A 12,212-nucleotide genomic window follows, 5' to 3' on the forward strand; every position below is an offset into this window, starting at 1 on the left:
TAACCGGCGGCGATTTCGCCGCCGGTTTCAATTACTGTCTCTGTTTGCAGCCTTGTGGTATCACAACCATAAAAAAGCCGGGAACATTACGTTCCCGGCTTTTTTAAATCAGAGACCTGCGCAGTAATTACTGATTAACCTGCGGATCGGTATCGTAGTCTTTACAGCTCTGGAAGCCATAGTTCATCACACGGCCAGTGTCGCTGTAGCTGACGAAGTAAGTCTGTGCTTTACCGTCACGCTCGCCCAGCACATAAGTCTGGCAAGTACCGCGCGCGTGTACCATGGTGATTTCAGTAGACGGAGCGCCGGCAATCTGGCGAACCTGGTCACGTGTCATCCCTTTCTTGACGTCCTTCACCACCGGTTTGGTGACGTAGCTTTCTGCACGATCATAAGCCGTACAGCCAGATAACATCGCCAGAGCCACTGCAGCACCAATAAGTCCCGTTACTTTAGTCATCTTGTTATTCCTCATTTATTATCCATGCGAATTTAAGCCTGGAATATAAATGCTGATTTATCAAGTTTATGCCGTTAATTTTTGGTTTTTAGGACTCCGCTGATACAGCCCCGCTCAGCTGGAAGCGGCGGCGGATAAAAGGGCTGGGATTCGCAGACGGCTTGGGTATAATGCTGCGAATGAGAATGAACGTTCACACTCACCAGGAATTTGATATGAACCTTGAACGCGATGCCCGCCATCGTCAGCGCCAGGATGACATTATCACTGCGGCGCGGCGCTGTTTTCGTCAGTCCGGCTTTCACGCCGCCAGTATGGCGCAGCTCGCCGGTGAAGCGCAGCTTAGCGTCGGCCAGATCTATCGCTACTTTACGAATAAAGATGCGATTATCGAACAGATGGTAAAGAGAATTATTGATGACCGCATGGCTGAAGTTGTGGTGAACAGCCATACGCCAAAGCTGCCGGCACTGCTTGCCTGGCGTCAGGTTACTGATGAAGACGACGAGGCGCTGATGCTGGAAGTGGCGGCGGAAGCTACGCGTAATCCGCGCGTCGCCAGCATGCTGGTCGAAGCAGACAGCCGCATGTTTGACCATGCAATGCAGACTCTGCAACAGGATTATCCGCAGTTCAGCGAGGAGAAAGTTCGTGCCTGCGTGGAAGTGCTGGCGGTGATGGTGGAAGGCACCGCTTTTCGCCGGCTGACGCCACAAAAAGCATCCGCGGATCGGCTCCACACGATTTACCAGCAACTGATTAAACAACTATTCGAGACAGAAGATAAATGACACCTGCACACCCTGGTCGCATTGGCTATGCGATCACCCTTGGCTTACTGGCGGCACTCGGGCCGTTATGTATTGACCTTTACTTACCCGCGCTGCCGGAACTGGCGCGCGATCTGAACACCCCCACCGCCACCGCGCAGCTGAGCCTGACCGCCGGCCTGCTTGGCCTCGGTGCGGGCCAGCTGATTTTCGGCCCGATGAGTGACAAATATGGTCGTATTCGCCCACTGTTACTGTCGCTGGTACTGTTGTGTATCGCTTCCGTCGGCTGCGCGCTGGCACAGGATATTAATCAGCTGCTGCTGGCGCGGCTGTTTGAAGGGCTTTCTGCCGCCGGTGGTGCGGTGCTGTCGCGTGCTATCGCGCGTGATATGTACAGCGGCCATGAACTGACGCGTTTCTTCGCGATGCTGATGCTGGTCAATGGCCTGGCACCGATTGCCGCACCGGTGATGGGCGGCGCACTGATGGCCTTCTTCGACTGGCGCGGGCTGTTTATGATACTGGCGCTGATTGCCATTCTGCTGCTGGTGCTGGCCCGCACTAAATTAACAGAGACGCTACCGCCAGAAAAACGCAGTCAGGGCAGCCTGTTTTCTGCCTGGGCGGCACTCGGCGAGGTGGTGAAGCATCGCCCATTTATGGGCTTCTGCCTGACGCAGGGCTTTATGATGTCTGGCATGTTCGCCTATATCGGTGCATCCCCCTTTGTGCTTCAGGAACTTTACGGCATGTCGCCGCAGGCGTTCAGCCTCTGTTTTGCCGCCAACGGAGTTGGCCTGATCATTGCTTCACAAACCAGTGCGCGACTCTGTCCGCTGTGGGGTGAATACCGGGTGCTGAAAGGCGGCCTGACGCTGGCATTGATCTCTTCCGCTACTCTGCTACTGGCAGGATTCAGCGGTGCCGCACTACCGCTGGTGTTAGTCGCACTGTTCTTTAGCGTCGCCAGTAATGGCGTGATTGCCACCACTGCGTCATCACTGGCGATGCAAAGTCAGGGGCATCGTGCCGGAAGTGCTTCCGCAGTGATTGGGGTGACCATGTTCACCCTCGGGGCAATCAGCGTGCCGGTCACCGGTATTGGCGGAACTTCGGTGCTGACTATGAACATGACGATTTTTGGCTGCTATATGCTGGCGATTATCATGTTCACACTGTTAGCCAAAAAACCGAAAACTGCCTGATTTAACAGCATTTGATGCGAAGCGACAGGGATTGTGACTTGTCGTTTCGCCCGATGCGCGTTAGCTTTAAGCAACGCTTTCGTAACTGATTTGAGGAGAGGTTCATGGCACTGCAGCAAGACATTATCGCAGCACTCGGCGTTAAGCCGGTCATCGACGCGCAGCAAGAGATCCGCACCAGCGTTGAATTTCTGAAGTCTTATCTGAAAACCTACCCGTTTATACAATCCTTAGTATTGGGCATCAGCGGCGGCCAGGACTCCACGCTAACCGGCAAATTGTGCCAGATGGCGATTAACGAACTGCGTGCAGAAACCGGCAACGGCGATTATCGCTTTATTGCGGTGCGCCTGCCTTATGGCGTGCAGGCTGATGAGCAAGATTGTCAGGACGCCATCGATTTTATTCAGCCTGACCAGGTGCTGACTGTCAATATCAAGGAAGCGGTGCTGGCCAGTGAAAAAGCGCTGAAGCAGGCTGGCGTCATCCTCTCCGATTTTATTCGCGGTAATGAAAAAGCCCGTGAAAGAATGAAGGCGCAATACAGCATTGCTGGCATGAACGCTGGCGTGGTGGTCGGTACCGATCACGCCGCAGAAGCGCTGACCGGCTTCTTCACCAAATACGGCGATGGCGGCACTGATATTAACCCGATTTTCCGTCTGCATAAGGGTCAGGGTAAACAGCTGCTGGAAGCGTTGGGCTGTCCGGAGCATCTGTATCTGAAACAGCCGACTGCCGATCTGGAAGATGACCGACCTGGTTTGCAGGATGAGGTGGCGCTGGGCGTCACTTACCAGCAGATTGATCAGTATCTGGAAGGCAAACAACTCGAACAGCAGACGGCGAAAATTATTGAGGGCTGGTATTTGAAAACCGAACATAAACGCCGTCCACCGATCACCGTGTTTGACGATTTCTGGAAAAAATAATCCCCTGATTCATTCGGGCGGTGATCTCGCCGCCCGCAAAATACAGCGCCTTCCAGATGCTCCCCACTGACTCTTTTTTGTTCTCCCTTCAGCTGCTATACTGGATAAGTAACCAGTAACCGGAGTACAGAGTGGTAAGGCGAGTCGCAAGTCATCGGCTGGATTTTGAACCAGCCACAATTTATGAATATCCTGAACACCTGCGCAGCTGGCTGGATGAGCTCCCCAACCTGCCCGGCGTCTATTTTTTTCACGGTGACAGTGAAGTCATGCCGCTGTATATCGGTAAGAGTGTCAACCTGCGCACCCGGGTGATGTCACATTTTCGCACCACCGACGAAGCCAGAATGCTGCGCCAGGCGCGACGCATCAGCTGGATCACCACCGCAGGTGAACTGGGTGCGCTGCTGCTGGAGGCGCAGATGATCAAAACTCAGCAGCCGCTATTTAATAAACGACTGCGTAAAAATCGTCAGCTCTGCTCACTCCAGTTAACCGACAGCAAACCCGCCGTGGTGTATGCCAAAGAGCTGGATTTCTCTACTTCGCCCAATCTGTTTGGTCTGTATGCCAGCCGTTTTGCCGCCCTTGAGCAGTTAAAGAAAATAGCCGACGAACAGCGCCTCTGTTATGGCCTGCTGGGACTGGAAAAGCTCAGCAAAGGTCGCGGTTGCTTTCGCGCCAGCCTTGGGCGCTGCGCCGGCGCATGCTGCGGTAAAGAGAGTGAAGAGGCGCATCAGCAACGCCTGCTGGCGGCGCTGGAGCAGGTGCGCGTTGTCTGCTGGCCTTATCGGGGAGCGATAGGTTTAGTGGAGAAAGGACCGGCAGAAACGCAGATTCACATCATCGATCACTGGTTCTATCTCGGTTCGGTCAGTGATATCAGTGAGGCATCGGCGCTGTGCGTCACGCCGAAGGGGTTTGATAACGACGGCTACAAGATTCTTTGTCGCCCACTGCTCAGCGGCAAATATCCAATTATTGAGCTGAAATAAATGTAAAACCGCCGGGGCTGACCACAAGCTTTAGGCAATGTGGGCAACACCGGCGGTCTCAAATCATCGCATGCTAACCAGAGTCATTACTCTGCTGGAGGCTGCATTTTACCTTCATGCTTAGGTTTTTCTGTCAGACGCTTCTCAAAATTAGCGTTGTACTGTTTCTTCTGTTCCGGCGTCAGCACGTTATACAGCTTGTTCTGCGTTTCCATCATCGCGACCGCATTCTCTTTGGCGTTAGCGGTCATGGTCGCAGCCTGCGCTTCGGCTTTGCTCTTATCAAAGCTGTCTGACGCGATAATCGCGTGGTTAGCACGGCGCTCTTCCAGTGACGGACGCTTCATCTCTTTACGTGAATCTCGCATGATAGTGCGCATCTGCTCTTTCTGCGCATCGGTCAGGTTCAGACCTTTAAACATATCGTGCATACCACGATGCATCGCTGGCTTGTGCATCGGTTTTTCAGTGCCTGCTGGCGGAGGTGTCAGGTTGTCCGCTGCAGCGTGAACGATATTAGCTGCACCCAGTGCCAGTGTAGTTGCAACAAAAAGGGATGTTAATTTACGCATAATATTGTCCTTACTTTTCAGTTTTATGACGACAGCCTGTGTCGTGAGTACGGAATTAAGTTTAGGGCGCTGAACGTCAAGTACTCAGAGCGTGGGTAAAGCCCTGAAAGCATAAGAGACAATAAAGAAACAATCATGGAGAGAATAAGAAGAATTTGATTAAGAATTGCTAAAGAATATGAATTTGCAGTGATTTCAGTAGAAATTATGGAGGAGTGTAACGCTAAATACAGTTTCAGGGAAAGACTAACCGCGTGGCTTTACACTTTATTGATTTCGGGCGCGGGATGCGCCCGAGGTATTGGTCATGAACCCGTGATTTTATTATGAGCGTTATCTTCCACCAGCATTAAACCTGCCCGCAGCCCGGGGGCAACCTGCGGATTCGGAAACAGCACATATTCTCGCGCCTGCTGAACGTAGTAACGCTTTTCGCCATCTTCCGCCAGCAGTGTTCCCTGTGGAAAGGCGGTAAAATTCAGCGTCTCAGCGCTCATATGCAGTTTGAATGCGGCTGAGGCGCGGGTAATTTGCTGCGAAACCCGATAACGGCGCGGCGCCTCTGCATTGTGCGGCAAAGGCTCACCAAACAGCAGCGAAGCAAGCGCCTGCTGTGCCGCGGCAAACTGCGACAGATCGTTTTCACCAAATGGCCGGGCCTGGCCCAGCTCCAGCGTGCAGCTGGCAGCATTGAAGTGTTCACAACTGTAGTGGGTAAAGGTGCCTGCCGGTGCGCGATGAAACACCAGCGCTTCCAGCCCGGCCGCCGCCAGCCACTGCATAAAGTTCTCTGGCCACTCACGCTGATTAAGCGGCAGCACGCCAAAACGCGGATGATAAGAGCCACGGATAGCGGTGTGCAGATCGATATGCCAGCACACCTCAACATGGTCACCCGCCTGCCAGAAGGTTTCCATCGCCTGCTCCAGCCGCCAGGCGCGTCGCGCTTCCGGGCAATCTTCATACTGTTGCCAGCGCCCGCCAAACATGCGGTTGATATCACAACGGAGATAGCGTTTATCGGCACGCAGCGCCGCCGGGTTACCGAGGATCACCAGAACCCGCGGCACCAGCGCTTTCTCACCTTTTAGTAACTGAGTGATTAACGCGTTCAGAATCTCGACCGGCGCGGTTTCGTTACCGTGTAATCCTGCCGAAATGACAATCGCCTGACGCGTCGCCTGATGCGGCGTTAACTCGAGAATGCCTTCATCCCACCACTGCCAGCGCAGCCGGGAGTTTTCACCGGACTGAGGTTGCGGTGTCACACCAGAAAGCGTTTGCTGTAGAAAATCCTGCATTGATACTCCTTAATATCATCGTGCTCCTTATTATGAAGGCGGCGCTATCGCCGCCCTTACAGTTCATCCATGATCATCGTTGAAAGTGGTAAATGCTGCCTAAGTCTAGCAGCTTAGTCAGCTCATCGAGCGCTTCGCGCCCTTCAATCAGCAATTGCGGATCGGCAAGGTCATCCTGCGACAGGCGATCGCGGTAGTGGCGATCGACCCAATGATTAAGTGTGGTAAACAGCTTTTCATTCATCATCACCGCCGGATTTACCGCCGCCTGCTCCTGTGCATTCAACGCCACGCGCAAACGCAGGCAGGCCGGGCCGCCACCGTTACACATGCTTTCACGCAGATCGAACACTTCCAGCCGATCAATCGGCCCGCCGCTCTCTGACAGTTCAGTAAGGTAACGCCAGACACCAGCATGTTGCCGCGCCTCTTCCGGCAGAACCAGCAGCATTTTACCATTATCGCGGCTTAACAACTGGCTGTTAAATAAATAGGTTTGCACCGCATCACTGACCGACACGCGGTTATCAGCCACCTCAATTGCGGTGAAACCACTGACTTTTTCCTGTAGTTCGGCCAGCAGCTGCGGCTGATGGAGAAAAGCTTGCTGATGGCAAAACAGCACCTGTTGATTGCTGACGGCAATCACATCATTGTGAAATACCCCTTTGTCGATCACCGCCGGGTTCTGCTGGGCAAAAACCGTCGCCTGCGGATTCAGCTGGTGCAGACGCGCCACGGCTTCGCTGGCCTCACGCGTCTGACGTGCCGGATAACGCGCCGGGGCCTGCCCGTGACTGTTCGCCTCACGGCCATAAACAAACAACTGTACCCCAGGCTCGCCGTGATCGGCCGCAAAACGGTTATGATTAGCCGCTCCTTCATCACCAAACAGCGCCACCTGCGGCAGTGCCTGATGCACGCTAAAGTGCTGTTTATCGCGGAAAATGGCGCGCAGCAATGCTTCGGTAGTCGGCGCTTCCATTGCGCGATGAAACTTATTATTCAGGTTGGCAACCGTCAGATGCACCCGGCCATCGCCACTGTCCGCTGACGGAGAAACGGTCGCCGCATTAGCGACCCACATCGCCGAAGCAGAACTGGCAGCGGAGAGCAGCTGCGGCGCCTCTCTGGCCGCCTTCGCCAGCACCTGTGCATCGCTGCCGCTGAAACCAATCTGACGCAGTGCGCAGATATTCGGCCGTTCATGGGGGGGAATAACGCCCTGCAGGTAGCCGAGATCGGCCAGCGCCTTCATTTTCAGCAAGCCCTGCTTTGCCGCCAGACGCGGGTTTGATTGCTGATGCTGGTTGCGGGTTGAGGCTTCATTGCCAAAGGATAACCCGGCGTAATGGTGAGTTAAGCCCACCAGACCGTCAAAATTGACTTCGGCTGCTTTCATCACCGATCTCCTGCCGGACTAAAGTCCAGCCCCGGCGACAGCGCCGTAGGTAATGTCAGCTGCGGGCTTTCCAGCGAGGCCATCGGCCACGCGCAGTAATCCGCCGCATACCAGGCGCTGGCACGATGATTGCCGGAAGCACCGATGCCACCGAAAGGTGCGCTGCTGGCCGCGCCGGTCAACGGTTTATTCCAGTTAACAATACCGGCGCGCGCATCAATTAACAGTTGGTCAAATTTGTCACGCTGCGGCGAGATTAACCCACAGGACAAGCCATAGCGGGTGTTGTTGGCAATTGCAATCGCCTGCTGATAATCGTCATAGCGTATCACCGTCAGCAACGGCCCAAACACCTCTTCATCCGGCAGGTCTTTCAGCTGCGTCACATCAATAATGCCCGGCGTCAGAATCGCGCTGCTGCGCTGCGGCCATTGCATTTCCAGCAGAACTTCACCACCGGCAGCCACGCGCGACTGCCACTCATGCCAGATATGCTCCGCCGCCGACAACGAGATCACGCTCCCCATAAACGGCTGCACCTCGTCATTCCAGCGGCCGGTGGTCAGTCGCCCCGCCACTTGCACCAGACGTTTGAGGAAGGCGTCACCGGCCGCACCACGTTTTACCAGCATCCGGCGCGCGCAGGTACAACGCTGCCCGGCGGTGATAAACGCCGACTGAATGGCGATATGCACCGCCGCATCGATATCATCAGGATCTTCGACAATCAGCGCATTATTGCCGCCCATCTCCAGCGCCAGCATTTTTTCCGGCTGGCCGGCAAACTGGCGATGGAGCTGATAACCGGTACCGGCGCTGCCGGTAAACAGCAGGCCGTCAATTTGTCGATCCTGCGCCAGCGCCTGACCGGTTTCGCGACCGCCCTGCACTAAATTCAGTACTCCCGCCGGTAGCCCGGCACTTTGCCACAAACGCACGGTATGCTCAGCGGTCAGCGGCGTCAGTTCACTGGGTTTAAACACCACGCAATTGCCCGCCAGCAGCGCCGGAACTATATGACCATTAGGCAGATGCCCCGGAAAATTATAGGGACCAAACACCGCCATTACGCCGTGCGGACGATGCCGCAGCGAGCTGTCGCCCTCTTGCTGTTCGCCGGTGCGGGCATGAAAGGCTTTGACTGAGATGGCCACTTTATTGATCATCGCCTGCACTTCGGTTTGCGCTTCCCAGCGCGGCTTTCCGGTTTCTTGCGCAATCACTGCGGTCAGTTCGCTTTTATTTTTTTCCAGCAGTGCGGCAAACTTTTCCACCAGCGCCTGACGTGCAGCAAACGGCTGTCGCGCCCAGCCGGAGAAGGCCGCGCGTGCCGCTTCACAGGCGACAGCCACCTGATCGCCACTGGCCGCCTGCCCCTGCCACAGTTGCACCGCGTCAACCGGATCCCGTTTACTGAAAGCCTCACCGCGGCCGCTGAGCCATTGTCCGTTAATCCAGTGCGTCATGCTTTTTTCTCCTCAGTACAGAGTTTCACTACCCGCAGGTTGTCGCCCGCCTGACATTTCATCTGTTGCGCCACTTCCTCGCTGATAGCGATACTTCCGCTTTTGGTGTCAGCATGCAGCAACATTACGCGGAACTGCTGGTAATGACTGTTAGCCACCAGGCACAGCGGCAGGCTTTCATCCGGCGGAGCATCACTGATCGTTACCGATAACAGCCGACTTTTACGGATGGCGCGCACCCGATCAATATCGCACTCCAGCGTCGGGCCACCGTCGAAAATATCGACATAGTTTTGATACTGAAAACCTTCGGCCTCCAGTACCGCCCGTGCTGGCGCCGTTTGCGGATGCACTTTGCCAATTACCGCCTGGGCCTCAGGCGACAGATAGTCGATATATAGCGGATGCTTGGGCATCAGTTCGGCAATAAACGCTTTCTGCCCGGTGCCGCTGAGAAAGTCAGCATCGGCAAAAGCCATCGAGAAGAAACGGCTGCCGACGCTATCCCAGAACGGCGAGCGACCTTGCTCATCACTGACGCCACGCATCTCTGCCACCACTTTGTCCATAAATCGCTGACGAAACTCAGCCATAAATAAAAAGCGCGACTTCGACAGCAGATAGCCATTTTTACCATCGCGATAATCGGGATCGAGAAACAGCGTACAAAGCTCGCTGCTGCCGGTATGGTCATTGCTGAGCGACAAAGTCGGCAGATTGTTATACACATTCAGCTCTTTCGAAGCGTGAACCTGGGTGCCAACGTGAAAGTTGTACCACGGATCCTGCAAGCCGACCGCGACCTCAATGGCGCAGATGCCGACCGCTTTGCCGCTGCTGCCGTCGGCGAGGACAAAAACGTACCCCTGCTCAGCACGCGGCAAAGCATCCTGCCAGGTCTGGATTGAGCGTTCGATCCGCGCCGACAGGGTATTACTGTCGGCAGGCAAGGAGGTCAGGCCACCACCGGTTTTACCCGCCAGCGCCAGCAGCTGCGGCAGATCGTCCCGCTCAACGGGACGAATAAACATCATACGCTCACTCCTGTAACGACCGCTTCGCAAGCACGTTCAAAGCGGCTCAGTCCCTCTTTAACTTCCTGTTCACTGATCACCAGTGACGGGGCGAAACGCACCACATTCGCACCGGCGATCAGCACCATCAGTCCCTGTTCGGCAGCCGCCAGATTGAACTGTTTCGCTTTGCCGCTGTAATCTTCATTCAGCACGCAACCAATCAGCAGGCCGAGACCACGAATCTCTTTAAACAGATGCAAACGCTGATTAATCGCATTTAATCCGTCGATAAACCAGCGGTGACGCAGGCCGACACCATCCATCACATCCGGACGGTTAATCAGCTCAATCACTTTACCCGCCACCGCACCCGCCAGCGGATTACCGCCGTAAGTGGTGCCGTGAGTGCCAACCCCCATTGCTGAGGCCAGTTTTTCGCTGGTCAGCATTGCACCAATCGGGAAACCGCCGCCCAGCGCTTTGGCGGTTGACAGCACATCCGGCGTCACGCCGTAGTGCATATAGGCATACAGCGAGCCGGTGCGGCCAACGCCGGTCTGCACTTCATCAAAAATCAGCAGCGCGTTATGCTGGTCACACAGCGCACGCAGGCCGCGTAAAAATGCCGGTTCTGCCGGCACTACGCCGCCCTCGCCCTGAATCGGCTCGACGATTACCGCGCAGGTTTCATCATTAATCAGCCGGGCAGCAGAATCTAAATCGTTGAAAACCGCATGCTCAATCGCTCCCGGCAGCGGCGCAAAATCTTTCGAGTAGGCAGGCTGACCACCGGCCGAAACGGTAAACAGCGTGCGGCCATGGAAGGCATTATTGAAGGCGACGATACCGCTTTTATGTGGGCCATAGTGATCATGGGCATATTTACGCGCCAGTTTCAGTGCCGCTTCGTTAGCCTCAGCTCCGGAGTTACAGAAAAATACCCGCTCGGCAAAGGTGGCATCAATCAGCTGTTTTGCCAGCCGCAGAATGGGTTCATTAGTGTAGCCATTACCGGTATGCCATAAACGGGCCGCCTGTTGCTGCAACGCCAGCTGCAATTCAGGATGCGCATGTCCAAGGGCGTTAACCGCAATACCGCCAGCAAAATCGATATAGTTTTTATCATTTTGATCCCACAGCGTTGATCCCTCCGCTCTCACCGGTACAAAAGTGGCAGGTGCATAGGATGGAACCATCCACTGGTCAAAATTTTCACGCGAAACTGACTGTTGCATAGCGGCCTCACTGTTCACTCTGTCAGGTGAACTAAAAGTTTATAAAATGTTAATGAAATGATTCACCACAGCCCTACTGTAAAGTGCACGCATCGTGCCAGCCAGCGCTATAAATGCATAAATCGTTATCACCAACCAAATATCAATAAGTTAGCTCAGCACGATATGCATAATTAATGCATATAAAGTGAATAACAATCCGAAAGCAGGCCATATGCGGAACATAAAAAAGACAAATTATGCATTTGCCAAATAAAATATCGCTTTTGTGATCGATGATGGGATTTGGTTTTATTAAGAAGCATTTAACGCACGTTTATGGCGCATCGCGCACTGGAACAGTGCGAGTGTCTCGCCCTCTGTTATAGGGTAATCACCCTACAATGCATCTGATATAATTTTTGCCGCGGCGCTCACCTGCAATGTTTTTGTCCCTGGTTATGACCGCGTAGTCAGTACGGTGCTGTTTTCATTTCGGCAGCGATACAACAGCTAACCCGTCCAGTTTATATCTGTATTCACCTCATAAAAAACTATTTCCATCAAGAAATATTTGTAACTATGAAAATTAAAAATAAGCATTACATGTAACACGATCATATAATTATTGAGTGACAACAGGGAAGAGAATTAAATAATTCACAAATGGATAAAAATTAACCACTCGTCAGATTGCGAGTTTAGTAAAGCAGGAATTACAATAAATTATCAATCAAATACAATCAATTAAACAACAAACCGCTCACTTAGCGCACTACTCTTCTAAATACGAAAAAATGATAAGCATGGTCTTAATAGTGCGATAAACGTCATAAATGATGATAATGGTCACTTATTTACATTTTGTAACAG

11 protein-coding genes are annotated in these 12,212 nt (G+C 53.7%); 4 read left to right on the forward strand and 7 right to left on the reverse strand.

Annotated features, from left to right (window positions below):
• Window positions 1-127 precede the first annotated feature (127 nt).
• Window positions 128-463, reverse strand: coding sequence for an osmotically-inducible lipoprotein OsmE (gene osmE / locus ACP3TC_RS11635; protein ID WP_313857262.1), 336 nt, complete (start codon window positions 461-463; stop codon window positions 128-130).
• A 215-nt stretch (window positions 464-678) separates the two neighbouring features.
• On the opposite strand from osmE, the gene ACP3TC_RS11640 reads away from it, so the two are divergent.
• The 4 genes from ACP3TC_RS11640 to cho all read left to right on the forward strand — a co-directional run bounded on the left by ACP3TC_RS11640 (window position 679) and on the right by cho (window position 4,368).
• Window positions 679-1,254 (forward strand): TetR/AcrR family transcriptional regulator, encoded by a 576-nt coding sequence (locus tag ACP3TC_RS11640; protein WP_426816495.1) that lies wholly within the window; start codon window positions 679-681, stop codon window positions 1,252-1,254.
• Entirely contained in the window at window positions 1,251-2,441 is a 1,191-nt protein-coding gene (locus tag ACP3TC_RS11645) for a multidrug effflux MFS transporter (protein WP_313857259.1), read from the forward strand. Before ACP3TC_RS11640 ends, ACP3TC_RS11645 begins: the two co-directional genes overlap by 4 nt.
• Before the next feature lie 104 nt (window positions 2,442-2,545).
• Window positions 2,546-3,373 carry an ammonia-dependent NAD(+) synthetase gene (gene nadE, locus ACP3TC_RS11650; protein WP_313857258.1) on the forward strand — a complete coding sequence of 276 codons (828 nt, stop codon included), beginning with the start codon at window positions 2,546-2,548 and terminating at the stop codon, window positions 3,371-3,373.
• A 131-nt stretch (window positions 3,374-3,504) separates the two neighbouring features.
• Complete coding sequence (gene cho, locus ACP3TC_RS11655) at window positions 3,505-4,368, forward strand: excinuclease Cho (RefSeq protein ID WP_313857257.1); 864 nt, start codon at window positions 3,505-3,507, stop codon at window positions 4,366-4,368.
• Window positions 4,369-4,454: 86 nt separating this feature from the next.
• On the opposite strand, the gene spy is transcribed toward cho, so the two are convergent.
• From spy to ACP3TC_RS11685, 6 genes are all read right to left on the reverse strand, one after another.
• Window positions 4,455-4,940: an ATP-independent periplasmic protein-refolding chaperone Spy gene (gene spy / locus ACP3TC_RS11660; protein ID WP_313857255.1), complete on the reverse strand. Its 486-nt coding sequence runs from the start codon at window positions 4,938-4,940 to the stop codon at window positions 4,455-4,457.
• 305 nt (window positions 4,941-5,245) lie between these two features.
• Window positions 5,246-6,241, reverse strand: a complete 996-nt coding sequence (gene astE / locus ACP3TC_RS11665; protein WP_426816496.1) for a succinylglutamate desuccinylase — start codon at window positions 6,239-6,241, stop codon at window positions 5,246-5,248.
• Between the two features lie 73 nt (window positions 6,242-6,314).
• A complete protein-coding gene (gene astB / locus ACP3TC_RS11670) occupies window positions 6,315-7,643 on the reverse strand; it encodes an N-succinylarginine dihydrolase (protein ID WP_426816497.1) in 1,329 nt (442 codons plus the stop codon).
• On the reverse strand, window positions 7,643-9,109 hold the full coding sequence (gene astD / locus ACP3TC_RS11675; protein WP_426816498.1) for a succinylglutamate-semialdehyde dehydrogenase: 1,467 nt from the start codon (window positions 9,107-9,109) through the stop codon (window positions 7,643-7,645). The genes astB and astD overlap by 1 nt, the downstream gene beginning before the upstream one ends.
• Window positions 9,106-10,143, reverse strand: coding sequence for an arginine N-succinyltransferase (astA, locus tag ACP3TC_RS11680; RefSeq protein ID WP_313857250.1), 1,038 nt, complete (start codon window positions 10,141-10,143; stop codon window positions 9,106-9,108). The genes astD and astA overlap by 4 nt, the downstream gene beginning before the upstream one ends.
• Window positions 10,140-11,360 carry an aspartate aminotransferase family protein gene (locus ACP3TC_RS11685; RefSeq protein WP_313857249.1) on the reverse strand — a complete coding sequence of 407 codons (1,221 nt, stop codon included), beginning with the start codon at window positions 11,358-11,360 and terminating at the stop codon, window positions 10,140-10,142. Before ACP3TC_RS11685 ends, astA begins: the two co-directional genes overlap by 4 nt.
• Window positions 11,361-12,212: the final 852 nt, after the last annotated feature.

Source organism: Winslowiella sp. 2C04 (genome assembly GCF_050037805.1).
GTDB lineage: Bacteria > Pseudomonadota > Gammaproteobacteria > Enterobacterales > Enterobacteriaceae > Erwinia > Erwinia toletana_A.

Coding starts and splice junctions, on each gene's coding strand:
- osmE (WP_313857262.1), bottom strand. CDS start 463: ATGACTAAAGTAACGGGACTTATTGGTGCTGCAGTGGCTCTGGCGATG.
- ACP3TC_RS11640 (WP_426816495.1), top strand. CDS start 679: ATGAACCTTGAACGCGATGCCCGCCATCGTCAGCGCCAGGATGACATT.
- ACP3TC_RS11645 (WP_313857259.1), top strand. CDS start 1,251: ATGACACCTGCACACCCTGGTCGCATTGGCTATGCGATCACCCTTGGC.
- nadE (WP_313857258.1), top strand. CDS start 2,546: ATGGCACTGCAGCAAGACATTATCGCAGCACTCGGCGTTAAGCCGGTC.
- spy (WP_313857255.1), bottom strand. CDS start 4,940: ATGCGTAAATTAACATCCCTTTTTGTTGCAACTACACTGGCACTGGGT.
- astE (WP_426816496.1), bottom strand. CDS start 6,241: ATGCAGGATTTTCTACAGCAAACGCTTTCTGGTGTGACACCGCAACCT.
- astB (WP_426816497.1), bottom strand. CDS start 7,643: ATGAAAGCAGCCGAAGTCAATTTTGACGGTCTGGTGGGCTTAACTCAC.
- astD (WP_426816498.1), bottom strand. CDS start 9,109: ATGACGCACTGGATTAACGGACAATGGCTCAGCGGCCGCGGTGAGGCT.
- astA (WP_313857250.1), bottom strand. CDS start 10,143: ATGATGTTTATTCGTCCCGTTGAGCGGGACGATCTGCCGCAGCTGCTG.
- ACP3TC_RS11685 (WP_313857249.1), bottom strand. CDS start 11,360: ATGCAACAGTCAGTTTCGCGTGAAAATTTTGACCAGTGGATGGTTCCA.